Origin of the sequence: Ferroplasma sp. (assembly GCF_031200575.1) — an archaeon.
GTDB lineage: Archaea > Thermoplasmatota > Thermoplasmata > Thermoplasmatales > Thermoplasmataceae > Ferroplasma.
The window spans coordinates 55,919-80,430 of sequence record NZ_CP133597.1 but is presented as its reverse complement, the minus strand read 5'-3'; the positions used below and the strand labels follow the sequence as shown (position 1 = coordinate 80,430).

At 40.1% G+C, this 24,512-nt stretch carries 40 protein-coding genes; 34 read left to right on the top strand and 6 right to left on the bottom strand.

Annotation, left to right across the window (positions count from 1 at the left end; genetic code table 11):
* Nucleotide 1: 1 nt before the first annotated feature.
* The 33 genes from RE471_RS00495 to RE471_RS00335 all read left to right on the top strand — a co-directional run bounded on the left by RE471_RS00495 (nt 2) and on the right by RE471_RS00335 (nt 19,413).
* Nucleotides 2–829, top strand: coding sequence for a cytochrome-c oxidase (locus RE471_RS00495; RefSeq protein WP_309214788.1), 828 nt, complete (start codon nt 2–4; stop codon nt 827–829).
* A 51-nt stretch (nt 830–880) separates the two neighbouring features.
* Nucleotides 881–1,747 (top strand): heme o synthase, encoded by an 867-nt coding sequence (gene cyoE / locus RE471_RS00490; RefSeq protein ID WP_309214787.1) that lies wholly within the window; start codon nt 881–883, stop codon nt 1,745–1,747.
* Nucleotides 1,748–1,779: 32 nt separating this feature from the next.
* On the top strand, nt 1,780–2,394 hold the full coding sequence (locus RE471_RS00485) for an MBL fold metallo-hydrolase (protein WP_309214786.1): 615 nt from the start codon (nt 1,780–1,782) through the stop codon (nt 2,392–2,394).
* 342 nt (nt 2,395–2,736) lie between these two features.
* On the top strand, nt 2,737–3,729 hold the full coding sequence (gene rpl3p, locus RE471_RS00480; RefSeq protein WP_309214785.1) for a 50S ribosomal protein L3: 993 nt from the start codon (nt 2,737–2,739) through the stop codon (nt 3,727–3,729).
* A 1-nt stretch (nt 3,730) separates the two neighbouring features.
* Nucleotides 3,731–4,501: a 50S ribosomal protein L4 gene (gene rpl4p, locus RE471_RS00475; protein ID WP_298278126.1), complete on the top strand. Its 771-nt coding sequence runs from the start codon at nt 3,731–3,733 to the stop codon at nt 4,499–4,501.
* Nucleotides 4,502–4,750, top strand: coding sequence for a 50S ribosomal protein L23 (locus tag RE471_RS00470; RefSeq protein ID WP_298278123.1), 249 nt, complete (start codon nt 4,502–4,504; stop codon nt 4,748–4,750).
* A 10-nt stretch (nt 4,751–4,760) separates the two neighbouring features.
* Nucleotides 4,761–5,459 (top strand): 50S ribosomal protein L2, encoded by a 699-nt coding sequence (locus tag RE471_RS00465; protein WP_309214783.1) that lies wholly within the window; start codon nt 4,761–4,763, stop codon nt 5,457–5,459.
* Nucleotides 5,453–5,908, top strand: coding sequence for a 30S ribosomal protein S19 (locus tag RE471_RS00460; protein WP_309214782.1), 456 nt, complete (start codon nt 5,453–5,455; stop codon nt 5,906–5,908). Before RE471_RS00465 ends, RE471_RS00460 begins: the two co-directional genes overlap by 7 nt.
* A 4-nt stretch (nt 5,909–5,912) precedes the next feature.
* Nucleotides 5,913–6,362: a 50S ribosomal protein L22 gene (locus RE471_RS00455; RefSeq protein WP_309214781.1), complete on the top strand. Its 450-nt coding sequence runs from the start codon at nt 5,913–5,915 to the stop codon at nt 6,360–6,362.
* A gap of 4 nt (nt 6,363–6,366) precedes the next feature.
* Nucleotides 6,367–7,017 carry a 30S ribosomal protein S3 gene (locus tag RE471_RS00450; protein ID WP_309214779.1) on the top strand — a complete coding sequence of 217 codons (651 nt, stop codon included), beginning with the start codon at nt 6,367–6,369 and terminating at the stop codon, nt 7,015–7,017.
* 1 nt (nt 7,018) lies between these two features.
* Nucleotides 7,019–7,213: a 50S ribosomal protein L29 gene (gene rpmC / locus RE471_RS00445; RefSeq protein WP_298278109.1), complete on the top strand. Its 195-nt coding sequence runs from the start codon at nt 7,019–7,021 to the stop codon at nt 7,211–7,213.
* The gene (yciH, locus tag RE471_RS00440; protein ID WP_309214778.1) at nt 7,213–7,512 is read left to right on the top strand and encodes a stress response translation initiation inhibitor YciH; all 300 of its coding nucleotides are present in this window, start codon (nt 7,213–7,215) and stop codon (nt 7,510–7,512) included. The genes rpmC and yciH overlap by 1 nt, the downstream gene beginning before the upstream one ends.
* Nucleotides 7,509–7,808, top strand: coding sequence for a ribonuclease P protein subunit (locus tag RE471_RS00435; protein ID WP_309214777.1), 300 nt, complete (start codon nt 7,509–7,511; stop codon nt 7,806–7,808). The genes yciH and RE471_RS00435 overlap by 4 nt, the downstream gene beginning before the upstream one ends.
* Entirely contained in the window at nt 7,805–8,125 is a 321-nt protein-coding gene (locus tag RE471_RS00430) for a 30S ribosomal protein S17 (protein WP_309214776.1), read from the top strand. The genes RE471_RS00435 and RE471_RS00430 overlap by 4 nt, the downstream gene beginning before the upstream one ends.
* 1 nt (nt 8,126) lies before the next feature.
* Nucleotides 8,127–8,525, top strand: a complete 399-nt coding sequence (rpl14p, locus tag RE471_RS00425) for a 50S ribosomal protein L14 (RefSeq protein WP_298278101.1) — start codon at nt 8,127–8,129, stop codon at nt 8,523–8,525.
* A gap of 10 nt (nt 8,526–8,535) precedes the next feature.
* The gene (gene rplX / locus RE471_RS00420; protein WP_309214775.1) at nt 8,536–9,021 is read left to right on the top strand and encodes a 50S ribosomal protein L24; all 486 of its coding nucleotides are present in this window, start codon (nt 8,536–8,538) and stop codon (nt 9,019–9,021) included.
* Nucleotides 9,011–9,727: a 30S ribosomal protein S4e gene (locus RE471_RS00415; protein WP_309214774.1), complete on the top strand. Its 717-nt coding sequence runs from the start codon at nt 9,011–9,013 to the stop codon at nt 9,725–9,727. The genes rplX and RE471_RS00415 overlap by 11 nt, the downstream gene beginning before the upstream one ends.
* On the top strand, nt 9,717–10,244 hold the full coding sequence (locus tag RE471_RS00410) for a 50S ribosomal protein L5 (protein WP_309214773.1): 528 nt from the start codon (nt 9,717–9,719) through the stop codon (nt 10,242–10,244). The genes RE471_RS00415 and RE471_RS00410 overlap by 11 nt, the downstream gene beginning before the upstream one ends.
* 5 nt (nt 10,245–10,249) lie before the next feature.
* On the top strand, nt 10,250–10,408 hold the full coding sequence (locus tag RE471_RS00405; RefSeq protein ID WP_309214772.1) for a 30S ribosomal protein S14: 159 nt from the start codon (nt 10,250–10,252) through the stop codon (nt 10,406–10,408).
* 10 nt (nt 10,409–10,418) lie between these two features.
* Nucleotides 10,419–10,808 carry a 30S ribosomal protein S8 gene (locus tag RE471_RS00400; RefSeq protein WP_309214771.1) on the top strand — a complete coding sequence of 130 codons (390 nt, stop codon included), beginning with the start codon at nt 10,419–10,421 and terminating at the stop codon, nt 10,806–10,808.
* Nucleotides 10,809–10,821: 13 nt separating this feature from the next.
* Complete coding sequence (locus tag RE471_RS00395; protein WP_309214770.1) at nt 10,822–11,367, top strand: 50S ribosomal protein L6; 546 nt, start codon at nt 10,822–10,824, stop codon at nt 11,365–11,367.
* Nucleotides 11,357–11,761: a 50S ribosomal protein L32e gene (locus RE471_RS00390; protein ID WP_309214768.1), complete on the top strand. Its 405-nt coding sequence runs from the start codon at nt 11,357–11,359 to the stop codon at nt 11,759–11,761. The genes RE471_RS00395 and RE471_RS00390 overlap by 11 nt, the downstream gene beginning before the upstream one ends.
* Nucleotides 11,758–12,234, top strand: a complete 477-nt coding sequence (locus RE471_RS00385; protein ID WP_309214767.1) for a 50S ribosomal protein L19e — start codon at nt 11,758–11,760, stop codon at nt 12,232–12,234. The genes RE471_RS00390 and RE471_RS00385 overlap by 4 nt, the downstream gene beginning before the upstream one ends.
* Nucleotides 12,212–12,685 (top strand): 50S ribosomal protein L18, encoded by a 474-nt coding sequence (locus RE471_RS00380; RefSeq protein WP_309214766.1) that lies wholly within the window; start codon nt 12,212–12,214, stop codon nt 12,683–12,685. The genes RE471_RS00385 and RE471_RS00380 overlap by 23 nt, the downstream gene beginning before the upstream one ends.
* Before the next feature lie 2 nt (nt 12,686–12,687).
* Nucleotides 12,688–13,353, top strand: a complete 666-nt coding sequence (locus RE471_RS00375; protein ID WP_298278077.1) for a 30S ribosomal protein S5 — start codon at nt 12,688–12,690, stop codon at nt 13,351–13,353.
* Nucleotides 13,331–13,825 (top strand): 50S ribosomal protein L30, encoded by a 495-nt coding sequence (locus tag RE471_RS00370; RefSeq protein WP_309214764.1) that lies wholly within the window; start codon nt 13,331–13,333, stop codon nt 13,823–13,825. The genes RE471_RS00375 and RE471_RS00370 overlap by 23 nt, the downstream gene beginning before the upstream one ends.
* A complete protein-coding gene (locus tag RE471_RS00365) occupies nt 13,806–14,213 on the top strand; it encodes an uL15m family ribosomal protein (RefSeq protein WP_309214762.1) in 408 nt (135 codons plus the stop codon). Before RE471_RS00370 ends, RE471_RS00365 begins: the two co-directional genes overlap by 20 nt.
* Nucleotides 14,206–15,966, top strand: a complete 1,761-nt coding sequence (gene secY / locus RE471_RS00360) for a preprotein translocase subunit SecY (RefSeq protein WP_309214761.1) — start codon at nt 14,206–14,208, stop codon at nt 15,964–15,966. The genes RE471_RS00365 and secY overlap by 8 nt, the downstream gene beginning before the upstream one ends.
* A 2-nt stretch (nt 15,967–15,968) precedes the next feature.
* A complete protein-coding gene (locus RE471_RS00355) occupies nt 15,969–16,511 on the top strand; it encodes an adenylate kinase (protein ID WP_309214760.1) in 543 nt (180 codons plus the stop codon).
* A gap of 1 nt (nt 16,512) precedes the next feature.
* On the top strand, nt 16,513–17,196 hold the full coding sequence (locus RE471_RS00350) for an EMC3/TMCO1 family protein (RefSeq protein ID WP_309214759.1): 684 nt from the start codon (nt 16,513–16,515) through the stop codon (nt 17,194–17,196).
* The gene (gene cmk / locus RE471_RS00345) at nt 17,193–17,729 is read left to right on the top strand and encodes a (d)CMP kinase (RefSeq protein ID WP_309214758.1); all 537 of its coding nucleotides are present in this window, start codon (nt 17,193–17,195) and stop codon (nt 17,727–17,729) included. Before RE471_RS00350 ends, cmk begins: the two co-directional genes overlap by 4 nt.
* Nucleotides 17,730–17,756: 27 nt before the next feature.
* Nucleotides 17,757–18,812, top strand: coding sequence for an RNA-guided pseudouridylation complex pseudouridine synthase subunit Cbf5 (locus RE471_RS00340; RefSeq protein WP_309214757.1), 1,056 nt, complete (start codon nt 17,757–17,759; stop codon nt 18,810–18,812).
* A gap of 28 nt (nt 18,813–18,840) precedes the next feature.
* Entirely contained in the window at nt 18,841–19,413 is a 573-nt protein-coding gene (locus RE471_RS00335; RefSeq protein WP_309214756.1) for a ribosomal biogenesis protein, read from the top strand.
* Here RE471_RS00335 and purF read toward each other — a convergent pair.
* The 5 genes from purF to RE471_RS00310 form a co-directional block, all read right to left on the bottom strand.
* Entirely contained in the window at nt 19,410–20,807 is a 1,398-nt protein-coding gene (gene purF, locus RE471_RS00330; protein ID WP_309214755.1) for an amidophosphoribosyltransferase, read from the bottom strand. The two genes, RE471_RS00335 and purF, sit on opposite strands and share 4 nt — an antisense overlap.
* A complete protein-coding gene (locus tag RE471_RS00325; RefSeq protein WP_298278675.1) occupies nt 20,755–20,919 on the bottom strand; it encodes a 50S ribosomal protein L37e in 165 nt (54 codons plus the stop codon). The genes purF and RE471_RS00325 overlap by 53 nt, the downstream gene beginning before the upstream one ends.
* Nucleotide 20,920: 1 nt before the next feature.
* The gene (locus RE471_RS00320) at nt 20,921–21,175 is read right to left on the bottom strand and encodes an LSM domain-containing protein (RefSeq protein WP_309214754.1); all 255 of its coding nucleotides are present in this window, start codon (nt 21,173–21,175) and stop codon (nt 20,921–20,923) included.
* A gap of 75 nt (nt 21,176–21,250) precedes the next feature.
* Nucleotides 21,251–21,709, bottom strand: coding sequence for a phosphate-starvation-inducible PsiE family protein (locus tag RE471_RS00315; RefSeq protein WP_309214753.1), 459 nt, complete (start codon nt 21,707–21,709; stop codon nt 21,251–21,253).
* 35 nt (nt 21,710–21,744) lie between these two features.
* Nucleotides 21,745–22,722 carry a methyltransferase gene (locus tag RE471_RS00310; RefSeq protein ID WP_309214752.1) on the bottom strand — a complete coding sequence of 326 codons (978 nt, stop codon included), beginning with the start codon at nt 22,720–22,722 and terminating at the stop codon, nt 21,745–21,747.
* Between the two features lie 190 nt (nt 22,723–22,912).
* On the opposite strand from RE471_RS00310, the gene RE471_RS00305 reads away from it, so the two are divergent.
* The gene (locus RE471_RS00305) at nt 22,913–23,860 is read left to right on the top strand and encodes an alpha/beta hydrolase-fold protein (protein ID WP_309214751.1); all 948 of its coding nucleotides are present in this window, start codon (nt 22,913–22,915) and stop codon (nt 23,858–23,860) included.
* A 144-nt stretch (nt 23,861–24,004) separates the two neighbouring features.
* On the opposite strand, the gene RE471_RS00300 is transcribed toward RE471_RS00305, so the two are convergent.
* Nucleotides 24,005–24,352 carry a hypothetical protein gene (locus tag RE471_RS00300; RefSeq protein WP_309214750.1) on the bottom strand — a complete coding sequence of 116 codons (348 nt, stop codon included), beginning with the start codon at nt 24,350–24,352 and terminating at the stop codon, nt 24,005–24,007.
* Between the last annotated feature and the right edge of the window lie 160 nt (nt 24,353–24,512).

Below are 24,512 nucleotides of genomic sequence, written 5' to 3'. Positions count from 1 at the left end.
AGTGTTAGAACTATATAATATCTTACCTAGTGTGTATCATCTGATACCAAGAGGTTCCATTACGGGAGCCGAAATTACATCCATATTCCTGGCATATATTGTCCCTGGTATTTTGATAGGGGCAGGTTTTGCTCTATGGTATGTGTATGTATTTCTCAAAAGTTACAAGCCAAAAAAAGCTGATGACTTTGAAAATTCAAAGTACAATAAGGATGTAGATATGAGACCAGGAAGGATAGAGAACCTTGAACGTGGGAATAAAACCATCTTCAAGCTATTCGTTCTGTTTGTGGTGCTCATATTGCTGTCCTTACTGGTATATGATTTACCGCCAGCATATGGGATCAGGGTTGCAGGAGCAGCACCATCAGCCCCTACTGATGCTCATCACTACATGGATATTGATGTAGTCGGATATCAGTGGCAGTGGGTTTTCATATATCCCAATGGTGCATCATCGAGGCACTTTGTTGTACTTCCAGCAGACACTCCAATTCAGTTTAATGTAACCAGCGTTGATGTAATGCATTCGTTCTATCTGATTAATGTCACGAAGGTTGACGCTTTTCCAGGACATTATAATTACATATGGACTAATATTACAGAAACTGGGGAATTCCACTTTGAGTGTGTTGAACTATGTGGACTCGGTCATGCCCATATGAGAGGTCAGGCATTTGTATTACCAAAAACACAGTACGAAAGCTGGTTAAACACCACAACCCATGGTGAGATGGTTGAGAAATTCCACATGGACGGGTACTCTGAAAACTACGGGCCTAACAACTACTATAATGGCACAATTGCACCACCATCAGCTGGTGCATAAATACTTTTATTTTATTATAAATTACTTCTACTTTAATCAGGGTGACTAAATATGGGTAAATTAACAAATTTCATGAAAATAACGAAACTGGAAATCACAATTTTAATAGATTTAGTTGCCGTAACAGCTTTTATTTTAGCACCGGGCAGTTTCTCTCATCCTTTTCTATTGTTCCTGCTTATCCTGACAGGAACCTTGGCTTCCATGTCAGCAAGCATATTCAATAACATCTACGATATGGATATAGATACAAAGATGAAAAGGACCAGGTCCAGATCAGGCACACTAAATGAACACACAAGAAGCTATATATTTTCAATTGCTCTTATTATGATAATTGTTTCATTTGCAGTCAGTTCCTTATTTATAAACTTACTTACGGCATTATTTATCTTCGGCGGGTTCCTTAGTTATGTATTTTTGTACACCGTATTCCTTAAAAGGAGGACAAGTCTTAACATTGTCATAGGAGGGATTGCAGGTGGATTTCCTGCCCTCGCCGGATGGGCATCCCTAACAAATTCGGTTTCACTTACATCACTATTTCTCGCCTTCCTTGTATTTATGTGGACACCAACCCACTTCTGGAATCTTTCAATTAATAATGTTGATGATTATAAAGCCAGTAAGGTGCCCATGCTGCCTGCAATGGTCGGTGTTAAAAAAACTGAATTCTGGATTATTGTCAACACTGTAATACTTGTGTTTTATTCTCTTATACCATTCCTGGTACCAGCAATTAAACTTGGACTTGCATATCTGCCTATAGCAGTAATCATGGATGCTATACTACTATACTATGTGGCGAGACCAGCTTTCAAGGAATACAACAAAAAATATTTCAGAAGTGCATTCGGATTTTCTAATATGTATCTATTGATCCTCTTGCTTGTTATAATAATATATCCTTTTATATAATTTTAACATCTTCGTGATAGGAGGTAAATGTGTTGTCTAAAATTGTTTTCAATTTTCCTGAGAATATAGACATGATACCCGGTACAGTTGTTCATACATATGTATTAAAACATAACGGTACTACTATCCAGATAGATGCCGGGATACAGGCGGACTTCAATAAAATAATGGATTATTATAGTACGACTGGTTCTTCCCCGGATTACGTATTGATAACCGCTGTAGATTATATCCATGTGGGTGCATTGCGTGATATTTACGATACTTACAATCCTAAAATATACGTGCCTAAACGCGGGATGGGAACCATGAAAAATGGCCCTAATTTAAAGGGAATTCTTGAAATAGAAGGGAAAGGGTTGAGATTTGAAGGAATTCAGCATGTATATTCTTATAATAAGATGGACATTGATTTTCTTGAAGTTATGGATACGCCAGGGTATTCCCAGGACAATGTATCTATTTATTATAAGGAGCAAAACACTGTATTTGTTGGGGATGCATTTACTATAAAGAGAAAAAAGTTTAAGATTGACCCTATGTTTACTCAAAATATGGAAGATGCCCGTCAGTCCCTGCAGAAGATTAAGGATTTATGCCCGGTAACCATACTACCATCACATGGGGACCCATATAATTGCCCATAAATAATATATATTTTATAACGTTGATAATCAGTAATAAATTAAGAATACCAGGATACCTTTAAGAAATCATTTGGCGTCATCTTAGCAATATTTGCCAGATGATTTTTAACTGTATTATAAAAGACGCATATATTATACTTTAGCATGTTTTCCTGTAGGCAGGGAATAGGTTATCTACCATTAGAAATTGTGGGAAGAATTAGAAATTATAATAACAAACTTAATAAATATTAATCCAATAACCTTTCGCAATTTAACCATACACATTGGGCAATGCAAATAGCAACCCGGAATATTGCAATTTATTGGCAATATAGCAAGTGTAACGGTTGGTGATATAAAATGGCAACACCGCATCATTCCCGTAGGGGATCAATGGCGTACTATCCCAGAGTACGTGCTAAAAAGATTGGGGCTGGAATTCGATCATGGCCAGAGATAGAAGGCAAATCGAAGATTCAGGCATTCGCTGGATATAAGGTAGGAATGACACACGTTCAGGTAACCGATTACCGTAAAACCAGTGTAACAGCTGGAAAAACCATAATGGTTCCCGTAACAGTGGTAGAGGTACCTCCTTTGAATGTTATAGCTATTCGTTACTATGAAGATGGTGACAATGGCCTCAGAGTATTCACAGAAAAGAGGGCTGAAAACATAGAAAAAGAAGTTTTTAAGAGGATACCTGAAATCAAGAATAAGGATTCAAAAAATATAGAGGTTAAGGATGTGGCAGATGTAAGGCTGCTGGTTAACACCAATCCAAAACTTGTTACAGGAATACCTAATAAAACTCCGGAAATATTTGAGGTTAGAATAGCTGGAGGTACTATTCCTGAGAGAATTAAACTCGCAGAAGAGAAGCTCGGTAAGGAACTGCACTTCTCTGATTTCAATGCTGAGGGCTCTTTTGTTGATGTAATTTCAGTTACAAAAGGAAAAGGTTTTCAGGGCGTGGTAAAGAGGTTCGGTGTAAAGCTTCTGCCCAGGAGTAACAGGAAACACAGAAGAATGATAGGAACTCTCGGTCCATGGCATCCTGACTGGGTAAGAAATACTGTTCCCCAAGCTGGTCAGGTAGGACTGCATCAGAGGACCATACATAATATAAGAATTATGAAATTTGGAAAAAAGGACAATGTCGACGAGATTAATGTTAAGGGCGGTTTCCTAAACTACGGCCTGGTAAGGAATGATTATATATTACTTTACGGGTCCATATCCGGTCCTGCCAAGAGGTTAATAAAATTAAGAGACCCGGCAAGACAGAAAGTATCAAATGCAGAAAAGGTTGAGATAACATACATCTCAAGAGAATCAAAACAGGGTGATTAAAATGAAGGCTAATATTTATTCTATAGATGGGGAAGTCAGCAAGGAAATAGACTTACCTCCTGTATTCGATATTGATCCAAGAGAAGATCTTATTCACAAGGCCTTCAGGGCTATATCGCTTTCAATGAGACAGCCCTATGGATCAAGTCCACTTGCTGGAACAAGAAGAGTTGGGCATAACCTTGGTCCAAATCATGGTATTTCCAGGATTCCAAGACTTGCCAGCGGATCCAGGGGTGTACTTCTCGCCAGTATGGTAGGAGGTAGAAGTGCCCTATCACCGAGAAGTGATAAGGTACTGTATAAGAAAATTAATAAAAAGGAAAGAAAAATGGCAAAATTAAGTGCCATCGCAATGACAGCTAACAAAGAACGCATAATCGCCCGCGGGCATAAAATTTCAGAGGATTATGTGGATAAACTAACTTTTCCAATAGTTGTGGAAGATGATATAGAGAACATAAAGAAGGTAAAGGACGCAGTTCAGGTGCTGGCAAATCTAGGCGTATATGATGATGTTCTAAGATCTAAAAACGGGAAGAAAATCAGGGCCGGAAGAGGTAAAATGAGAAACAGGACATACAAACAGCCTAAAAGTCTTTTGATAGTTGGATCCTCCAGCGAGAACCTCAGGGCATTTTCATCTCTTCCAGGAGTTGATCTCGCATCCCTGAACAGTCTCAGCATAACCAAGCTTGCCCCGGGGGGAAACCCTGGCAGGCTGACTATATACACGGCATCTGCAATAGAAAATCTGAGGGAGGTGGATTAAATGGATTATATAATATCTCCTGTGGTTACTGAGAAGACCACACTAATGATGGAGAAGGAAAATAAATTAACATTCATTGTTGATCGCAGGGCAAAAAAGGCAGATATAAAAAAGGAAATTGAAGAGAGATTTGACGTGAAGGTGGAAGGACTTAATATCCTTATCACAAAAAAGGGGAAAAAAGCAATTGCAAGGCTTTCCTCTGATTATTCTGCTGAAGAAATAGGCGGAAGGATTGGAATATTCTAGGGTGAAATGAATGGGAAAACATATAGTAGCACAGAGAAGAGGACACGGCTCATTAACATACATGAGCCCGAGCCATAGACATCTATCAGAAATAAAGCATCTTTCTGATGGTAATTACACAGTATATGATATTGTGCAGGCTCCGGGAAGAAATGCTCCAATTCTATCACTAAAAAATGAAAAAAATGAAATAAATTACATGATAGCTTTTAATGGCGCATTTAAAGGACAAAAACTTTATTCTGGAGAAATGGGCAATTCAAACCCAGGTACAACCACAACACTATCCAAGATAGATGATGGAACCTACGTATACAATATTGAAAATCATCCCGGAGATGGTGGAAAGTTTTGCAGAACGGCAGGGTCATCCGGCCTTATAATAAGTCATGGAAATTATGTATCGGTTAAGCTTCCCTCAGGGAAAACCAGAGAGCTGAATCCGAACTGCCATGCCACTGTTGGGGTTGTGGCAGGTTCTGGAGCCAGGGATATTCCCATATTGAAGGCAGGGAGACATATCAAATATCTACAGAGCAAGGCCAAAAGAGCATACACTGTGAGGGGTGTAGCAATGAATGCAGTTAACCATCCACATGGAGGTGGAAACCACCAGCACGTTGGAGGACCGAGCACTGTAGCAAGAGGTGCCCCGCCAGGTGCCAAGGTTGGTAGATTATCACCTAAAAGGAGGGATAAGAAATGGTAGTTAGGAGACAGGTAACAGTAAAATCTATTAAAAGAAGGGCCCGAAAAGCCCAGAAAGCCATAACAGGAAGGGCCAGAGAGTTTTCCTACCGTGGAAAGTCCATAGAAGAGCTGGAAGAAATGGAGCTTCCGGAACTTCTTGAAATTTTCCCGGCACGTGTGAGGAGATCATATAACAGGGAAATGAACCATGAGCAGAAGAAAGTATTTGACGATCTTCTTGGGGATAAAGAAACAATTAAAACTCATGTAAGAGATATTATCATACTTCCACAGTTTATAGGCAAGAAAATAGAGCTTTATAACGGCACATCATATTTGAAATTTGAAATAAAGCCAGAAATGATAGGTCATTATCTGGGGGAGTTTGCACCGACGAGAAAAGAAGTAAAGCATTCCGGTCCAGGAGTCGGAGCTACAAGGTCATCAAAATTCCTGCCACTGAAGTGATATTATGAAAGGATACAGTATAGATAATATGCCGGAAAAGCACGCTAGAGCACAGGTAAAGGAGACAGATATATCCTTAAAGGACGCAGTTAATGTTGCCCATTTCATTAGGGGCATGAATCTGGAGTCAGCCAAAAATACACTGGATCTTGTTCTTGAAAAGAAAATGGCAGTCCCATATTTCAGGTACCTTGATTCAGTATCGCACAGGAAGGCTGTTGGTCCTGGAAGATACCCAGTTAAGGCAGTAAAGGCATTCAAAAAACTGCTTGACGATGTTTCAGCCAACGCAGAATTCAAGGGATTGACTGATGACCTGAAGATATACCATATCTCCGCATCTAAGGGAAGAATGATTAAAAAATTTACCCCGAAGGCATATGGAAGGGCCGGGGCATTCTTTAAAGACCTTATAAACCTGGATGTAGTCGTAATAGAAAATGAAAAGGAGTGATTAGATGAAGGAGAAGAAATTTGTTAGTGATAACATTAAAAAACTGCTTGTTACCGAATATTTACAATCTGAGAACGATAGTGCAGGTTTCGGTGGAATGGAGATGAAGAGAACACCGTTCGGGACAAATATAACACTGTACGTAAACAGGCCTGGCCTCGTAATAGGAAGGCACGGGTCTAAAATAAAGGCCATGACTGCAACCCTTGAATCAAAATATGGGCTTGAATCACCACAGATAGAGGTCAAAGAAGTAGAGAACCCCGATCTTAATCCTCAGGTTATTTCAAAGAAAATAGCCCTGTCTCTTGAAAAAGGCTGGAATTACAGAAAAGCAGGAAATACAACGTTAAGGAGAATAATAGACCAGCATGCAAGAGGAGTTCTGATAAGAATAGGCGGGAAGATATCCGGTGAGCGTGCCAGAACCCAGAAATTCATGTTCGGCGAGATAAAATATTCTGGGGAACCAGCCAGGTCCGGAGTGATAAGTGGCTACTCTGTGGCCATGCTCAAAACCGGCGCTATTGGCATATATGTCAGGCTACTAAGACAGGATTACCGTCTTCCTGATGAAATATCAATTAATACGGCGGCTAAGGTTCCTGTTGCACCAGAGAAGCCGGAAACTAATGACAGTAGTGAGGTAGAATAAAATGGAAATGAAGGCAAGAGAATTAAGGGAGATGACTCCGGAAGAACTGAATGAGAAACTAAAATCACTGAAAGAGTCTCTTCTTAAAGAGAGATCTGCAATTGCCATGGGTGGAGCTCCTGCAAGCCCGGGCACCATGCACTCTATAAAGAAGCAGATAGCCAGGATACTTACCATAATGGAGGAAAAAAGATAATGAAAGATAAAGATTTCACAGGAATGCCAAAGGAACTGCAGCCTTGGGAAGGATTTAACCGTGACAGTGAGCTTGTAAAAATCAGTGTTGACAAGAGAAGATATGGAAAGCTTGTCACAGTTATTGATGGAATAGATCCGAAAACAGAAAACATCAACGAGATTGCCAAAGCATTGAAGAAAAAGGCCGCCTCAGGTGGAACCGTAAAAGATGGGAAAAGCATAGAATTGCAGGGCGATCACAGAGATGTTATGAAGAGAGAGCTGGAAAGCATGGGATTCAAGGTTCAGATGGCATGAATACTAATGAAGTCTATTTAAAGGAATTAATAGGTAAGTATATCAAAGTCAAGAATTCGCCTAACATGAATAATGTAGGCATTAATGGTAAGATAATTGACGAATCAAGGAATATGATTGCAATAGATGCCGGGAGTAAGGTATGTAATATACCCAAAACCGGCGCTGTATTCCGTGTGGAGTTTGGTGATGCCTGGTATGATATCCATGGTGATGCCATACTGCTTAAACCGGAAGACAGAACCAAGGAGAAAAGAAAAATATACAAAAAACTGAGGAGGTATGATTCAAGATGAGAAATATAGGAATAGATGTTAAGCCACCCGAAAAGGAGTGCAATGATGTCAATTGCCCCTTTCATGGGGAGCTACCGGTCAGGGGACAAATACTCACCGGTAAGGTTGTTTCAGTAAAGATGAAGCGAAGCGTGGTGATTCGCAGGGAAGCAAAGGTATACATTAAGAAATATGAAAGATATAAAACCAAATTCACGAAATACCACGCACACCTTCCTGACTGCATCGATGTAAAAGTCGGTGACAGCGTAAGGGCAGCAGAATGCAGGAAACTGGCAAAAACAATTGACTTTGTAGTGATCGAGAAGGTGAACTAAGATGAAAGGGATTTCAGGAAATGAATCAAGAGGGCTTCCACTGGGTGCTGTTATTCCGTGCGCAGACAACACCGGTGCAAAGGTGATCAGCTTGATAGGAGTGAAGGATTTACACACAGTTGCAAGGAGAATACCGGCAGCGGGAATTGGAGACCTGTTTATTGCCAGTGTCAAAAAAGGAACCCCAGAAATGCGTGCAAAAGTAGTGTATGCTGTGGTTGTAAGACAGAGAAGACCATATAGAAGGGCAGATGGCAATATAATAGAATTCGAAGATAATGCGGCTGTTCTTGTTACCCCAGAGGGAGAGGTAAGGGGTTCAGAAATTAAAGGGCCAGTTGCCAGAGAGGCAGCTGAGAGATGGCCAAGAATTGCCGCAATAGCATCTACAATAGTATGAGGTAAGTATTATGTTAAATACAAAAATAAATGTGGCATTAAACCAGGAACTAAGGAAGAAATACGGTATACGCCGCTTTCCAGTGGTAAAGGGGGATATCGTGAAAATTGTTTCTGGATCCAGAAAGGGAGAAGGAGGCAAGGTAATTGCAGTTAGCCATAAAACAAACAAAATCTCAATAGAGGGGATTACCTTACCAAAGGCAGATGGAAAGCAGGTTGCCTATTATATTGATCATAGCAATCTTGTGATAACAAAACTTGACCTTTCCATTGAGGGTAGATATAACAAGATTAAAGATATAACAGCAAGAAGAAACCTGCCCGCACCTGAACCGGAAAAACCGGCGGAGTCGGAAGCAACACCGGTCGAATCCGAGCCAGTTGAAGAACAAACAGAGGGTGAGACTATTGACCTCCCGGAACAGGAAGATGAAAACGATGCTTCTACGGAAGAGGATAAAAATTTAGGAGAGGATGATAATAATGAAAACTAAGATAATGATGGCCTCGAGAAAACTGAAAATACCCAGAAAAACAAATTTCTGGTCAGTTACTCCGACTCCGGCCACACATAAGAAGCAGGATTCAATTCCCATGCTTATTGTACTGAGGGATTATTTAAAGCTCGGCGACAAGGAGCGTGAGATAACAAGAATATTAAACAACAACCTGGTACGTGTGGATGGAAAGATTGTTAAGGATAGAAGATTTCCTGTGGGATTCATGGACGTGCTTACAATTGAAGGCATGGACAATGATTATATCATAATGTATGATTCGAAGGGCAAGCTGGTTGCAAGGAAGAACCCCCAGGAAAATAAGGGTATAAAATTGTTCAAAGTTGTGAGAAAAACCGTAGCTGGTAACAATAAAATACAGCTTGGAATGCATGACGGGAAAACCATTACAACAGATAGGAAGGATATACACACATCGGATGTTTTGCTGATGAAGGTGCCAGACCTTGAGATAGTGGATGTTCTGAAACTGGCTGACGGTGATAAGGTATTTATTACTGGTGGTTCCCATGTGGGAGAACTTGCATCAATAAAATCTATCGAGGTAAAGCAGTCTTCAGTCAAAAATATGGTGCATTTGAATGAGGGTTTTTCCACAATTAAGGATTATATCTTTGTTGTGGGAACACCAAAATATACATTCAGGACTCCTGATCTGGAGGTGACCAGAAATGATGAGTAAAACAGAGAATCCAATGAGAAAAATCTCCATAGACAAGGTTGTTATAAATATAGGTGTTGGTGCGGCAGGCGAGAGATTAACAAAGGCCACAAAGGTTATTGAACTCCTGACGGGCCATAAACCTGTTATAACAACTGCAAAGAAGACTATAAGGGATTTCAATATAAGAAAAGGCCTCAGCATAGGGGCAAAAGTCACACTTAGAAAGGCTGATGCATACAAGTTTCTGAAGGAGGCATTTTATGCAAAGGATTACAAGATACCCGTATATTCCTTCGACAGGCAGGGGAATGCATACTTCGGAATAACCGACTATACCGATTTCAAGGGGATGAAATATGATCCTGATATCGGGATATTTGGTATGGATATAGCCATAGTCCTTAAGAGGGCCGGGGGGTACAGACTTCCCAGAAGGAGAATAGGTGCCAAGGGAATACCTGCCAGTATAGGTATATCCAGAGAGGAAAGCATAAAATTCCTCGAAGAAAACTTTAATGCTCAGATAGTGAGGTAATATCAATGCAGGTAAAATTACAGCCAAAAAAGAATTATGGGCACTCACAGGGATGTGTCAGATGCGGAAGAAAAAGAGGCCTGGTAAGGAGATATGGTATCAGGCTATGCAGGCAATGTTTCAGGGAAACGGCTGAGAAGATCGGTTTCCGAAAATATAGTTGAGGTGATAGTAATGAAAAGTGATCCTTTAAATGATGTAATAAACACAATTAAAATGGCCTCCCGTATCGGGGAGAATGAGATAACAATTGCACCTGCTTCAAGAATAATAGGAAGAGTCCTGAAAGTTATGCAGGATTATAACTATATTAAAAGCTTTGAGGTAATAGAGGAGGAAAGAGGCGGAAAATTCAACGTCAAACTCAGCGATACAATAAATAACTGTGGTGTAATAAAACCACGGTTATCTGTTACAAGATCCAGCATAGGAAGATATGAATCAAGATATCTCCCTGCACAGGATTTCGGGATAATTATTCTCACCACAACAAAGGGTGTGATGAGCCACCTCGAAGCTAGGAAATTCGGCATTGGTGGCAAGCTTCTGGCCTATATTTATTGATGAGGTGGATTAAATGATAAATTGGAAAGATAAAATGGAATTAAAAATTCCAGAGGGAATAAACGTGGACATTGATGGGACAGTAATCAATGTCAAGGGCAAGCTTGGTTCAACATCCAGGAATTTCAGGGACAAATATGTAAAGGTCTATAAAAAGGAAAACTCCATAATAATAGCTGTTAGCAAGGAAAACAAATTCACTAATGGCATAGTAGGAACCTGGTATTCCGAACTCAACCTGGTATTTCATGGTGTCACTGAGGGCTTCAAATATGAAATGAAAATAGATTTTACTCATTTCCCTATGAGGGTTTCAGTTCGTGGAGACCTTCTTTACGTGGAGAACTTTCTGGGTAGCAAGGCACCAAGAATTGCAAAAATCAAGAATTGCAAGGTATCTGTAAAAGGAGACCGTGTTATTATTGAGGGTATAGATAAGAGAGATATGGGAGACACTGCATCAAATATAGAAAGGGCTACATACATAAAGCACTTTGATGCAAGGGTCTTCCAGGATGGGATATATCTATTAAAGGGGGTGAACCCAGATGAGCTATAAACCCTTATTAACTAAGGAACAGAAAATACTATTAAAAAAGAAAAATGAAGCAAATAGGAGAAGGGTAGAATTCCATAGACAGGAATGGTTTAGGTATAAGAAGTTTGACGATTCGTGGAGAAGGCCAAGAGGAAAGCATTCAAAGCTCAGAACACATCTCGGTTACAGGCCACCTGTTGTGAGCCCGGGTTACAGAACCCCGAAGGCCGTTCGTGGACTGCATCCATCCGGATTCAGGGAGGTTCTTGTACATAATGTTAAGGAGCTGTCACTCATAAATCCTGATCTGGAAGGAGCAAGAATAGCCTCGACAGTAGGTTATAAGAAAAGAATTGATATCGAATCAGAGGCCGAGAATCTTGGTATACATGTATTTAATAAGGTGGTAAAATGAAAATGTCTAGCATAAGGGAAATCTCGGCAGATGAGCTGAAAGTAGGCAAATCAAGGGTATGGATAGATACAAATAACCTTGATAAAGTACTGGATGCCACATCAAGAGACGATATTAAAAAGTTAATCGGACTCAATGTTATACAGAAGAAGGATAAGAAAAACCATTCAAATCAGCGCTTAAAGAAGAGAATAAACCAGCTAAGCAAAGGGAGAAGAAGGGGTCCAGGATCTGTCAGGGGCACAAAATACGCAAGGTATCCCAGGAAGAGAAGATGGATAACAACCATAAGGGCACTGAGAAATGAATTAAAGACATTAAAAGAAAAAGATGCCATCGACAGGACTACCTACCGCAAATATTATAGAACCATAAAAAGTGGGTCCTTTACTTCAAGAGCTCAGCTTGTTTCGCATCTAAAGACAGAATCATTAATAAAGGAGGATAAAAATGAAAACAACACCAGTTCTTAAGAGAAGGAAGTCCGGTATTACGGATTACGGTAAACGTTATAAACTACTCAAATCAGAAATAACAAGGGCTGTAGTAAGACCCAGCAACAAGGGATTAATGATCCAGTTTGTTGACTATGATCCAGCCGGGGATGTTGTAAGGGTAACTGTTACAGATAAAACCCTGCAAAAGGAATATGGAGTGTACGGGAATAACATACAGGCAATGTACCTGGCAGGATATCTTGCTGGAAAGAAAGCAGCAGAAAAGGGAATAGAGGAGGCTATACTGGATACTGGAAGGTATAAATTTATCCATGGGGGCAGGCTATCCGCAGCATTGAAGGGCATTATAGACTCTGGCATTGATGTTCCTGCAGACGAAGACTCGTTCCCGGATGAATCCAGGATAAATGGTGAACACCTAAAAAATAAGGTGGACATTTCAAAATTTGTTAAAAAAGGTGAATAAATATGGACGAAGAATGGATTCCTAAAACGGAACTGGGAAGACTTGTGGCCAATAATGAAATTCAGAGCATAGGCGACGCGTTGCACACAAAACTGCCTCTGCAAGAATACCAGATAGTTGATTATCTTATTCCTGATCTTCAGGATGAGGTCATTAACATTGAAAGAGCTCAGAGAATGACCGATTCTGGAAGGAGGATGAATTATTCTATTACCGCAGTTGTTGGTAATGGAAATGGATACATAGGAATAGGCCGTGGCAAGGCAAAAGAGGCCGCACCTGCCATAAGAAAGGCAATAAACAATGCCAAAACCAACATTATAGAAATCAAGAGAGGATGCGGTTCCTGGGAATGCGGATGTGGAAGACCACATTCACTGCCGTTTGAAATTACTGGAAAGTCGGGATCAGTTGTTGTCAAGCTTAAACCCGCTCCCCAGGGAGTTGGACTTGCAGTTGGGGATGTTGTAAAAATTATCCTGAAGATGGCAGGTATAGAAGATGCATGGGGTTTCGCATCAGGCCACACAAAGACAACTGTAAACTATGCGCTGGCAACATTCGATGCCCTGAAAGAGACGGTATCAATGAAAATGAACCCCAAAATAAATCTGACAACGCCCATATATGTAGGAGGAATAGAACATGATAGCAATAATAAGGATTAGGGGGAGCACGGGAATAAAACCCAGTGCTGAAAAAACTGCAGAATTACTGAATCTTAACAGAATAAACCATATGGTTATTTTTCCTGAGTCAGACAGCTTAAACGGCATGCTTAACCGTGTGAAGGATTATGTGACCTGGGGGGAAATAGACCAGGAGACCCTGGAACTTGTTCTCAAGGACAGGGTTCTATTAAAAGGCCGTAAAAAATTAACCGATGATTATCTGAAGGAGTCAGGTTACTCCTCTATTAGTGAACTGGCAGGTAAATTGGCTGATGGCACACTAAAGTTTAAAGATCTAACTGACGTTAATCCTGTAATAAGATTGAATCCCCCAAAGGGTGGATATGAGGCAATACAGAAACCATTCCACCAGAAGGGTTCTGCTGGTTACAGGGGCAGTGAAATCAATAAGCTGATAAGGCGTATGATTATTCCGGGGGTGAATTTAAATGGTGAGAACAAAAACTAAAAAATTAAGAGGAGGCCATTATGGCAGAGGTATGAAATCAGGCAGAGGCAAGGGTAAAAAAGGAGGTAATGGAATGGCAGGCCTCGGTGGCCATAGGAAAATATGGCTGATACTTCACGATAAAAACCATTATGGAGTACACGGATTTACAAGCCATTCAAAAACCTATGAAAAGCCTATAACCCTCAATCAGCTTAACGACCGTTATGAGGAACTAAAGGCAATGGGCTATGTTGTGGATGACTTGATAGATCTGGAGGGTGCGGGTTATACCAAGCTGCTGGGTACCGGAAACTTCGAGGTGAAGTGCAGGATCAAAATACCGCAGGCTACCGAAAAATCTATTAATAAGCTTTCCAATTACGGTACTAAGATAGAAAATGACTGAAATCCGTAGAAATAAGGGAGCCGCCATTCCCGTAATATTTATATTCGCCCTGTTTATCGTTGTATTTTATTATTTCTCGCATTATACCGGGCTCAAATTATTCATCCTTGGACTGCTATCATCGCCACTTTTTATTATTGCATACCTGCTTTTGAGCTACAGGGGACCGAAAAAGAGCAAACTGTACGGTCTTGAAAACCTTACAGCAAAACTTCCTGCGGTTAAAAAAGCCAAGGGTCACGTTCCATTCAAATATAAATTAATGTGGACTGCAGTGGTTGTCCTTATATATTTTGCCCTGACAAACGTTTACATATACGGGCTCAACACATCAAAGACTGTGGATGTATTTGCCTCATTTAGGGCAATTTTTGCTGGTGCATCCGGGTCACTTATGGATCTAGGTATCGGGCCCATTGTAACAGCAAGTATAGTAATGCAGTTATTTGCAGGGGCAAAAATATTCAACCTGGACCTAAGCGATTCCAGTGATAAGGCCATGTATCAGGGATTCCAGAAACTCCTGGTAATTATAATGATATTTGTAGAGGCTATTCCACAGGCATTCGGGTTTCTCGTGCCTGATGCCGGTTTAGTATCCAGCATAGCACATGTTGTTCCCGGATACGGTGAATTCCTGGCACAGAGCATTATTATACTTCAGCTATTCTTCGGTTCATATCTTGTATTCCTTATGGATGAGGTGGTATCAAAATATGGTATAGGATCAGGTATCTCACTATTTATTGCTGCAGGGGTATCACAGCAGCTCTTTACAGGTACATTTAACTGGATACCATCCACAATAACATCCCCACTTTCTCTTTCAAATCCTCCTGCAGGGGCAATACCTAAAGCCCTTTACCTTTTCATGAATGCACTAGGTTCATACCTGACAAACACCGGAATGGAGCAGATACTCTTTGCGCAGCCAAACCCAATGATAGCGCTTGTAGGGACGCTGCTTATATTCTTCATAGTAGCCTTCTTCCAGAGCAGCAAGATTGAGCTCCCCATAGCACATGAGCGTGTAAGGGGAGCCAGGGGAAGGTACCCACTGCAGCTTTTATATGCTTCAAACATACCTGTTATACTTGCCACAGCGCTTCTGGCAAACATATCCATGTGGACCCTGCTATTCTGGCACAGTCCGGTTCTGGATAAGATTCCTATACTGGGCCATAGCCATCTGCTCGGATCTTATGCCTCATCAGCGCAGATTTCGGCACTGGGCATATCTTCCACAACACCCACGGGAGGGCTGGCGTTTTATCTTTATACGCCTAACGGTTTATCCGACTGGTTGTTCCCAATATTGCAACCCTCTGTCTCACAGAGCGTGCTATTGGGTCACACGCCTGTGGAAGAACTGATCCATATCATAGTATTCATGGCTTTCCTGGTTGGGTTCAGTATACTGTTTGCAAAGTTCTGGATTGAAACAACCAATATGGGGCCGGATGCTGTTGCAAAGCAGATCCGTTCCAGTGGTATGCAGATACCCGGTTTCCGGCGCGATCCACGTATAATGGCCAAGGTGCTGAGCAAGTATATACCCGCAATAACTATATTCAGCGGTGCAATTGTGGGAATACTGGCAGGGGCTGCCGATCTCATCGGTACAGTTGGTGACACCAGCGGTACAGGTCTGTTGCTGGCTGTTGGAATTGTAATACAATTCTATGAGGCAATGGGGAGAGAACAGTTGATGGAGATGCATCCATTGATAAGGCAGTTCTTCAGTGGTGGATAAACATGAGAGTAGTAATTTCAGGCATTCCAGGTGTTGGAAAATCAACAATCCTGGAAATGGTTTCAAAAAAAACACAGTATGAGATAATTAATTTCGGTACCCTGATGTTCGATATGGCTGTGGACCTTGATCTTGTAAAATCCAGGGACGACATAAGAAGGCTTGATGTGGATACCCAGAAAAATCTGCAGAAAAAGGCATCAAACAAAATAGGAAAGATGGATAATATCATAATAGATACCCATATGTCCATAAAGTCACCTGCAGGTTATCTACCCGGGTTGCCGGAATGGGTCCTAAGGGAATTAATGGTTTCCTCCTATTTTCTTATAGAATCCACTCCGGAGGAAATTAAGCGCAGGAGAGATAACGATTCAACAAGGAGCCGTGACAGTGATACAGTACAGGACATAAAGGAACACCAGGAGGTTAACAGGTATTATGCCGCGGCCTATTCTGTCTATTCTGGAGCCACAATAAAGTATATATATAATCCAGACAATCATCCAGAGATAGCTGCAGAAAGCATATTAGGAGGTTTGTAAAATGCAACAGGGTAATAGACCGGCACAGAATCCACAGATGACTAAATTTATGATGATAGAGTTCATCTTTATGTTTGCAGGGCTGGGCCTAATTTTTATTATAAGCGACCCCTCCATAAGAAACCCTCTTGGGCATTATCTTAACTACGTTTTCATGCCATTGCTTGGCTTTAACTATAAGCTCCCCATCCTAACACTTATGCTTACCGGGATTATCCTGGGGCTTATATCATCCATCCCGAGATATTTCTTTACCGACTGGCTCAAGATGGGAAAAATGCAGATGATAAGCAGGGCTTATTCCAAGGCCATGAGAGAGGCCTATAGATCAGGCGACCGTACAAGACAGCAGAAACTTCAGAAGATGCAGATGCAGAGACAGATGGATCAGGCTGCACTTTCAATGAACACAATGAAGCCATTAATGGTCACTGAAATATTCTTCTTTCTGATATTCATATGGCTTTATGTCTTCATGCTTACAATACATTACCAGTATGTATCCATGCCATGGGATTTAAATCTCAATATAGTTACATCGAAGATATATATAATGCCCCTATGGATGGCCCTGTATACTCTGGGTAACCTCGCAGTAGGATACTTCGTTACAATGATTATGAAGTATGTTGACTTTACATACAAGCTTAGGAAAATTGATGAGGATACGGCGCAATCAATATGATAGTAACTATCAGTGGTGAATCCGGATCCGGTAAAACAACTGTTGGCAAGTTACTAGCCGAAAAACTGAATTACCAATTTTTTTCTGGAGGGTATTTTTTCAGAAAAAAGGCAGAAGAATATGGACTAAATCTCCTGGAGTTCAGTAACTATGCAGAAAAACACCCAGAAATCGACATTGATCAGGACAAAATGATTCTAGATTTCATGAGAAATAATGATAATATAGTTATGGAATCCCGGCTTTCTGGAGTTCTGGCATATAGGGAGGCAATAGGGATCAAGATATACCTCGATACATCTTTTAATGTTAGAAGCAGGAGACTCATGGAAAGGGACAATGGTACTGATGAAAAACACATACTGGCCAGATCTAGATCTGAAATTCTACGCTATATGGAATTTTACGGACTTGATTACCGGGTATTCAGTTATTATGATTATATTGTGGACACAGATGATTTTACACCTGAGGCAATAGTAGATAGCATTGTAAACTATATGAATCATAAACAGCCCAAAAACAAAGATTAAAATTAGATTTACAATAGAGTATAAATTATGTACACTTCAGGATCAAATAAAGGGGAAATAAACGGATTTATAGTAATTGATAAGCCAAAGGGGCCCACAAGCCATCAGGTCGATTCATGGATAAGGGATATAACTGGGGAAAAAAGGGTTGGGCATATAGGTACTCTGGACCCAGGAGTATCCGGTGTACTGGTTATGGCACTGGGAAAGGCCACAAAACTTATAGATATAGTTCATGAAAAATCAAAGGAATACATATCTGTAATGAGATTATACTCCCATGCAGATAATGAGACTATAGAGAGAGTGTTTAGTGAATTTACCGGCAAAATATACCAGCTTCCACCTGTTCGGTCCGCAGTTTCCAGGCAGGTCAGGGAGCGCACCATATACAGTATGGATATACTTGAAATTGATGATAAACTAATACTATTTAGGGTTAAATGTGAATCAGGCACCTATATCAGGACTCTATGTACGGATATGGGCTATGTAATTGGAACCGGAGCACAGATGGCAGACCTCAGAAGACTCTCCACAGGTGATTTTAATGAAACCCAGATGCATACGCTTCAGGAACTCAGCGATGCCGCAGTCATGAAAAGTGAAGGAAAGCCATCAATGTTCAACAGCATGATAATTCCAATGGATTTCGTTTTTTCAGACTCGCCTAAGGTTATCGTTAAAAATACTGCGATTAAAAATATTATGCATGGATCAGACATATATCCTGCAGGAATAAAGGCCATCGTAGGGGAGTTCCACAAAGGCAGCAGGGTTGCCATATACACAGATAACAATGAGCTTATTGCCTATGGAACCATGCTTGTTGACGAACTTAATGATCTCAAGACAATTGATCTTGATGGTATACTGAGTGATAAATATGGAGAAAATAATGTGGTACGGAAAGATAATAAACAAAAAAATTTACCTGTACAGAAACCTGGAAAAAGATTACATGGACATATTCGAGAGCCTGAGGAACGGAAGAATCCCAGAAACGGAAGAGACATGTTCAGAAAAAATCCCGGATTTAAGAGACCTCCTGCTAAAATACGAAAAGGAAAGAATAAATTCTGAATTCTCGCATGACCAGTATATAATTAAAATGTACTCTGTTAGAAAGGAAATAGATGCAATTATAAACATTTACCTTGAAAAGCTGGTGTCTATATACACACTTCTGGATATTAAATATAATAATGATCCGTGTCTTTACTTTGAAAGGCTCAAAAATTCTGGGCTGTCCGAAATCGATGGGCGTGCGGCTGAGATGGGTTCATCATTATGTACCTTTAAATCCTACCTCGATACCTATCTCAAATCGGAAATTGAAAACTACATGCCAAATACCGCCCAGCTTATAGGTCCAGGGCTCTCTCTTGATTTTCTTCTTAAGGCAGGCAGTCTTAAAAATCTTGTTAAATATCCCTCCGGGACATTACAGATACTGGGTGCAGAAAAGGCTTTCTTTAACCATATGAGAAAGGGTACACCACCGCCAAAGCATGGAATTATATTCAATTACCCCGGGCTATCTGCACTCCCCCCAAATAAGAGGGGAAAGGTGGCCAGGACAATAGCCAATAAAATGGCCATAACCCTTAAAATGGATTATTTTAAAACTGAAGGAGATATAGACACTATGATCTCTGAGATAAAAAACAGGATGCTGGATTAAGTATAGTTTGGCTTGGCGCCCTGTGGAATCTCATCTGGATAGTTTCCTGTAAGGCATCCGACGCATAGGTTATCCATGCCGATGCTCTCACGCAATCCCTTTATAGTTAAGTATCCAAGCGAATCTGCATTTATTGCCTTCCTTATTTCCTCTATTGTATGACCGCCGGCGATGAAATCACTGCTGGTCTTCATATCAACACCGAAATAACACGGCGCTATTATTGGTGGAGACCCCACGCGTACGTGAACTTCTGTGGCGCCGTCCTTTCTAAGTATGTTTATTATATGCCTCATGGTATTCCCACGGACTATGCTGTCATCAACAAGGACAACCCTCCTCCCATTTATTACCGATTTGATAGTATTAAGCTTTATTTTTATTGCATCATACCTGGATTTCTGATCTGGCAAAATAAATGTCCTATCGGAATACCTATTTTTAATTAAGCCCTCACTGTAGGGTATATTGGAATATACAGAATATCCAAGAGCCTGAGACCTGCCGGAGTCTGGGACAGGGACAACAACATCAGCATCAACCGGATTCTCCTTTGCCAGTTTTATTCCTATATTGTATCTAACATCGAACACCTCTCTTTTGTCTATTATGCTGTCAGGCCTTGCAAAATAAACATATTCGAACATGCAATGGGCTGTTTTGTGCTCAACTGTGAAGACACTCCTGTAACCTGATTCCCTTATTTCTACCAGCTCCCCGGGGGCTATATCCCTTATGACTTCCCCCGATACTGTATCTATGGCTGCACTTTCAGAGGATATAATATAGCCACCCTCAGTCTTTCCCAGTATCAACGGCCTGAATCCGAAAGGATCCCTGAGAGCATAAAGTACATCATTTATTAGAATTGCCAGGGCATATGCACCCTTAATCTTAAGCATTGCCTTCTTTATTCCATCTATAATACCATATTTCCCAATTTCACTGACAATTTCTGTAAGAAGTACCTCAGTATCACTGGAACTGTAGAATATATATCCCTTTTCCTTTAGCCTCTCCCTCAGATCATGGGCATTTGTAATCTCGCCATTATGTGATATTCCTATATAGCCCAGTGATGAGGAAATGACAAAGGGCCCAGCATTTTCAACGCCCTTCGATCCTGCAGTTGAGTATCTGTTATGTCCTATTCCAATTCTCCCGGGCAAAATTTCTCCCCTAAAAACTTCTGAAACAAGCCCCATGCCCTTGGTTACATGAATTTTTCCGTCAAAGGTAGCTATCCCGGAGCTTTCCTGCCCCCTGTGCTGTAGGGCCCTTAAAGAAAAGTTGATTGTGGTAAATGCGTCACTGCCAGTGTAACCGACAACAGCGCACTCCTCACTTGGCTTTTGCCCAGTTATAATGTCTGATTCTCGGGGAAGGAAATCCACAGTAAGAACACCTTTTTTCCCTAACGTTGTAGCTATTATGCCCACATCTTCTGCATCTTATGTGAATCTTTTTATTATTTGCCTTTCCCATTGATGAAGTTCCATTGCTCATCTTATTCCCCTCCTGATGGTGATACAAATATTATATTGTCCCCACGAAGTAGCATCATGCCAAATGTTCCCTTATTTTCGTTGTTTATAGTCTCTGTTGCGTTTTTCAACACCAAATTCATGTATATGTCATATCCTTCAAGTACGCCTGAATATGTCCTGTTTCCCCTAACGTCTATCATTATGTTTTTTGATAGTGAATTTTTTAATGTTTCCATGGGCTTTGGAACATAACCTGTTCTATTATTATTTACCATTTATTATCACCAGTTTAATGGTTCTACCATTATCCAAGATGGTGATTAGAAAATAATATAATAACTTTTATGCCCCTATTGAGCTTTTAACGGTTTTTTATTTTTATCTGCAAGTATAAACAGATACCTTGTTCCAGCAAGTGCAAGAATAAGCGCAGAAAATCCCATCAGTTCATAGGTATCTACAGGCCTGAATACGTGTGCGGCAAAAATAGTAAGTATTATTTCCCTGGTTGTAAATGATATGGCTGCATTTATAATATAAAGTATGGTGTCACCCTCGCCGTGGAAAAACTGTATTATGCTTTCATATATTTCAAATATAACAACAGCAAGAAGGGAATCCTCAACTATAATGTCAATAAAGTTATAAATAGCGCTTTCTGTGGATGCTGGGTCCCTCAAGGCGCCGAGCACGGTATCATACATTCCAATGAACATATGCAGGATCACCGCCACGAAGGCAATAAGGAGGAGGAGCCGCAGCAGAAGCGATACAGCATCAATAAAATTAATGTCCATACGGTTCGGCATTAAATAATATCATTCGAGCCCTTATTAATTTTTGCTCATATGGCCCGGACAACTGTAAATATTGAGTTTACATGAATATAGCTGGGGCTAACAGACTTCACATTATGCCTTGATTGGCACATTAAAAGAAAACCCATCTTCCTGGCCACCACCATTATACTGCTTTCGCGCTTTTCTATGTTCTCTGCGGTTGCAAGATAATGCATGGATATTTCGGTGCCCGGGTGTGATCTGATCAGTGCGGCACTTATAAAATACGGACTGTTGAAATTACCCATTATTATATAATCTGCACTAATGAATGGAATAGTAGTACGTGAATCACCTGTTAGAACCTCCACCGGGTAAGCTATTTTATTGGCAAGAATATTCTGTTTAAGGTAATATGTGGAATCCGGATTAATATCGCAGCATATCATCCTTTTGGGCCTGCTATTCTTCATAACCTGCAGGGAAAAATAGCCTATTCCGCAAAACATATCTATTACAGTGTAGCCTGATAGTTTGATAGAACGCATTTTACTTCTCGTGTTGATATTCCCAGGCGAGAACATAACCTTCTGGAGGTTCATAATGTATTTAATTCCGTACTCCACCACCGTTGTATCTCCACCAGGCCCGAATACCAGCCTCAGGGAAGGTTTTCTCCTCGCACCCATAATCTTTCCAGCTTCGTAGTATATATTTTCTATTCCCGGCATCCGGGAAAATATTCTGGCAGTTTTATAGGATATCTTTTGCTTAAAAATCAGAGAATTTCCCAGTCTTATATAGGACAATTTACCGGTATCGACCCCATATCTTGAAATATCTCCTATTATGTCATCGATTCCTGTTTTTCGGGTCCTGAAATCATAATACTTTGAATTCTCTATCTCCATAATCAATGGCACATACACAGTATTCCCAGCTTGTTCTATCTGATAGCGGCTGTCTAGCAGATGCTGTTCCCGTAATTTTTTGATAGTAGAATCTGCATTGAATTTACTGACTCCCAGGCACGGCCTTATCATGAAAGTATATTAGATCGGGCAATTTAATATTTTTACCTTTAAGATAATATGGTGAAAGTACCCAATCATATTTCAACCTATATAATCAATTACCGGGCGTTAGTAAATAATGGTGTGGCAATTAAACTCTAACCAACGGCATCTCTTGATTTTAAAGTTAAACGTAAGTATTCCTGTGCAATTAAGATACATGACGCTTGAGGCAGAACTGCTGAACATAAATAGTAGTGTACTGAAAGGAAATCCTCTTGGGGACCCTGTTGAACGGAAGATACTTGTATTCCATCCTGACCGGCTAATAAAGGATGCACCGCTTTTGATTGAGCTTGCCGGGTTGAATGGAACTCCAAAGCTTAATAACAGATTCTCCCAGGTTTTGAAGAAGCTTTACAGTAAAAATATGCTGGAAAACTCTGTAATTATAAACCCTGATTTTTCAACAAAATATCATGTGAACCAGTACATCAACTCTCCCGGTGCCGGAAACTATGAAGACTTCATAATTAAAGAAATAATACCCTATATTTCAGAAAAATATAAAACCGGAAATGTTGGGCTCTTCGGGAAATCCTCCGGTGGGTTCGGGGCTTACACTATTGCATCAAATCACCCGGACATTATCAGCGGTTTCGCAGACCATTTTGGGGATAGTGGTTTCGAATATGTGTACATACCGGATATCCCTGTTGCCTATGGTGAATTGCACGGCACCTCTGTACATGATTACCTTGAGGAAAAGTCCAGAAAGCAGGATCTAACGGATGAGGAAATAAGGACACTCAACATAATCGGCATGTCTGCATTTTATTCCTATGATACTGAAAATGGCACACCAGAACTACCATTCGACACAGATACCGGAATGTTCCGTGAGGATATCTGGAAGAAGTGGTCTGGATATGACCCTGTTAGAAACATAGATTCTAGGATTGAAAATCTGAAAAAATTGAAGGCAATATATATGGATGTTGGAACAAAAGATGAATACAGCCTCTTTATGGGAATGCGTACATTACACGATAAAATGGAAACACTGGGTATCAAACATTCCTATCAGGAATTCAACGGTGGGCATTTCTATAATACACCACGCTACGAAGAGTCGCTTCCATATCTCGCTAAAAAATTAAGTGAATAAGTTTAGAATCTAATTTTATTATTTTCTTTAGGAATTTCAGTCAAAAACATCCTAATAACGGATTAGAACTCCCGGTTTAATAACATTAAAAATTCCATGAAATATTTACAATTCGGGAGGAATTGATTTAAATATATGGTAAACTTAATCTTTTGAGATCCCAGCCATATTGGCAGCATAGTCTCCTATATATGGTATGCGTATATCTGTTCCAAGCGAACCTTTATAACCGACATAAAGTCCATAAATCCATATGAATACATCAATAATGTCACCCAAATAGAATATGGGGAATAATGGTAGTAGGAGTATTGCTATTATATAAAATATAATATCAACTACTATCATAACTATACCCAGAATTATGGCCTGAACTGCATGAAACCTTAATCGTTGATTTTTATCAGATGTAATATACACAAATATCCCGGTTAAAATTGGTATAAGGTATGCGATCACATACATAATGGAATTTTCATTATTGTCTGACATAACACGTGATATGAAAGACACATATAAATATTGTTTATCAGCTTGTCATACATCGAAAATAATTTTTTAAATTAAATTTGTTATTGCCTAATTTTCCAGCCTATTCTTATAAAAATTTCTAATATAAAATTTATTTATTTCTATGCCATAGTATTCTAAT

What these genes read in the sequence shown, in the direction of transcription:
- cyoE (WP_309214787.1), top strand. Translation starts at nt 881, where the DNA reads ATGGGTAAATTAACAAATTTCATGAAAATAACGAAACTGGAAATCACA.
- rpl3p (WP_309214785.1), top strand. Translation starts at nt 2,737, where the DNA reads ATGGCAACACCGCATCATTCCCGTAGGGGATCAATGGCGTACTATCCC.
- rpl4p (WP_298278126.1), top strand. Translation starts at nt 3,731, where the DNA reads ATGAAGGCTAATATTTATTCTATAGATGGGGAAGTCAGCAAGGAAATA.
- RE471_RS00470 (WP_298278123.1), top strand. Translation starts at nt 4,502, where the DNA reads ATGGATTATATAATATCTCCTGTGGTTACTGAGAAGACCACACTAATG.
- RE471_RS00465 (WP_309214783.1), top strand. Translation starts at nt 4,761, where the DNA reads ATGGGAAAACATATAGTAGCACAGAGAAGAGGACACGGCTCATTAACA.
- RE471_RS00460 (WP_309214782.1), top strand. Translation starts at nt 5,453, where the DNA reads ATGGTAGTTAGGAGACAGGTAACAGTAAAATCTATTAAAAGAAGGGCC.
- RE471_RS00455 (WP_309214781.1), top strand. Translation starts at nt 5,913, where the DNA reads ATGAAAGGATACAGTATAGATAATATGCCGGAAAAGCACGCTAGAGCA.
- RE471_RS00450 (WP_309214779.1), top strand. Translation starts at nt 6,367, where the DNA reads ATGAAGGAGAAGAAATTTGTTAGTGATAACATTAAAAAACTGCTTGTT.
- rpmC (WP_298278109.1), top strand. Translation starts at nt 7,019, where the DNA reads ATGGAAATGAAGGCAAGAGAATTAAGGGAGATGACTCCGGAAGAACTG.
- yciH (WP_309214778.1), top strand. Translation starts at nt 7,213, where the DNA reads ATGAAAGATAAAGATTTCACAGGAATGCCAAAGGAACTGCAGCCTTGG.
- RE471_RS00435 (WP_309214777.1), top strand. Translation starts at nt 7,509, where the DNA reads ATGAATACTAATGAAGTCTATTTAAAGGAATTAATAGGTAAGTATATC.
- RE471_RS00430 (WP_309214776.1), top strand. Translation starts at nt 7,805, where the DNA reads ATGAGAAATATAGGAATAGATGTTAAGCCACCCGAAAAGGAGTGCAAT.
- rpl14p (WP_298278101.1), top strand. Translation starts at nt 8,127, where the DNA reads ATGAAAGGGATTTCAGGAAATGAATCAAGAGGGCTTCCACTGGGTGCT.
- rplX (WP_309214775.1), top strand. Translation starts at nt 8,536, where the DNA reads ATGTTAAATACAAAAATAAATGTGGCATTAAACCAGGAACTAAGGAAG.
- RE471_RS00415 (WP_309214774.1), top strand. Translation starts at nt 9,011, where the DNA reads ATGAAAACTAAGATAATGATGGCCTCGAGAAAACTGAAAATACCCAGA.
- RE471_RS00410 (WP_309214773.1), top strand. Translation starts at nt 9,717, where the DNA reads ATGATGAGTAAAACAGAGAATCCAATGAGAAAAATCTCCATAGACAAG.
- RE471_RS00405 (WP_309214772.1), top strand. Translation starts at nt 10,250, where the DNA reads ATGCAGGTAAAATTACAGCCAAAAAAGAATTATGGGCACTCACAGGGA.
- RE471_RS00400 (WP_309214771.1), top strand. Translation starts at nt 10,419, where the DNA reads ATGAAAAGTGATCCTTTAAATGATGTAATAAACACAATTAAAATGGCC.
- RE471_RS00395 (WP_309214770.1), top strand. Translation starts at nt 10,822, where the DNA reads ATGATAAATTGGAAAGATAAAATGGAATTAAAAATTCCAGAGGGAATA.
- RE471_RS00390 (WP_309214768.1), top strand. Translation starts at nt 11,357, where the DNA reads ATGAGCTATAAACCCTTATTAACTAAGGAACAGAAAATACTATTAAAA.
- RE471_RS00385 (WP_309214767.1), top strand. Translation starts at nt 11,758, where the DNA reads ATGAAAATGTCTAGCATAAGGGAAATCTCGGCAGATGAGCTGAAAGTA.
- RE471_RS00380 (WP_309214766.1), top strand. Translation starts at nt 12,212, where the DNA reads ATGAAAACAACACCAGTTCTTAAGAGAAGGAAGTCCGGTATTACGGAT.
- RE471_RS00375 (WP_298278077.1), top strand. Translation starts at nt 12,688, where the DNA reads ATGGACGAAGAATGGATTCCTAAAACGGAACTGGGAAGACTTGTGGCC.
- RE471_RS00370 (WP_309214764.1), top strand. Translation starts at nt 13,331, where the DNA reads ATGATAGCAATAATAAGGATTAGGGGGAGCACGGGAATAAAACCCAGT.
- RE471_RS00365 (WP_309214762.1), top strand. Translation starts at nt 13,806, where the DNA reads ATGGTGAGAACAAAAACTAAAAAATTAAGAGGAGGCCATTATGGCAGA.
- secY (WP_309214761.1), top strand. Translation starts at nt 14,206, where the DNA reads ATGACTGAAATCCGTAGAAATAAGGGAGCCGCCATTCCCGTAATATTT.
- RE471_RS00355 (WP_309214760.1), top strand. Translation starts at nt 15,969, where the DNA reads ATGAGAGTAGTAATTTCAGGCATTCCAGGTGTTGGAAAATCAACAATC.
- RE471_RS00350 (WP_309214759.1), top strand. Translation starts at nt 16,513, where the DNA reads ATGCAACAGGGTAATAGACCGGCACAGAATCCACAGATGACTAAATTT.
- cmk (WP_309214758.1), top strand. Translation starts at nt 17,193, where the DNA reads ATGATAGTAACTATCAGTGGTGAATCCGGATCCGGTAAAACAACTGTT.
- RE471_RS00340 (WP_309214757.1), top strand. Translation starts at nt 17,757, where the DNA reads ATGTACACTTCAGGATCAAATAAAGGGGAAATAAACGGATTTATAGTA.
- RE471_RS00335 (WP_309214756.1), top strand. Translation starts at nt 18,841, where the DNA reads ATGTACTCTGTTAGAAAGGAAATAGATGCAATTATAAACATTTACCTT.
- RE471_RS00325 (WP_298278675.1), bottom strand. Translation starts at nt 20,919, where the DNA reads ATGAGCAATGGAACTTCATCAATGGGAAAGGCAAATAATAAAAAGATT.
- RE471_RS00320 (WP_309214754.1), bottom strand. Translation starts at nt 21,175, where the DNA reads ATGGTAAATAATAATAGAACAGGTTATGTTCCAAAGCCCATGGAAACA.
- RE471_RS00315 (WP_309214753.1), bottom strand. Translation starts at nt 21,709, where the DNA reads ATGCCGAACCGTATGGACATTAATTTTATTGATGCTGTATCGCTTCTG.
- RE471_RS00310 (WP_309214752.1), bottom strand. Translation starts at nt 22,722, where the DNA reads ATGATAAGGCCGTGCCTGGGAGTCAGTAAATTCAATGCAGATTCTACT.
- RE471_RS00305 (WP_309214751.1), top strand. Translation starts at nt 22,913, where the DNA reads ATGACGCTTGAGGCAGAACTGCTGAACATAAATAGTAGTGTACTGAAA.
- RE471_RS00300 (WP_309214750.1), bottom strand. Translation starts at nt 24,352, where the DNA reads ATGTCAGACAATAATGAAAATTCCATTATGTATGTGATCGCATACCTT.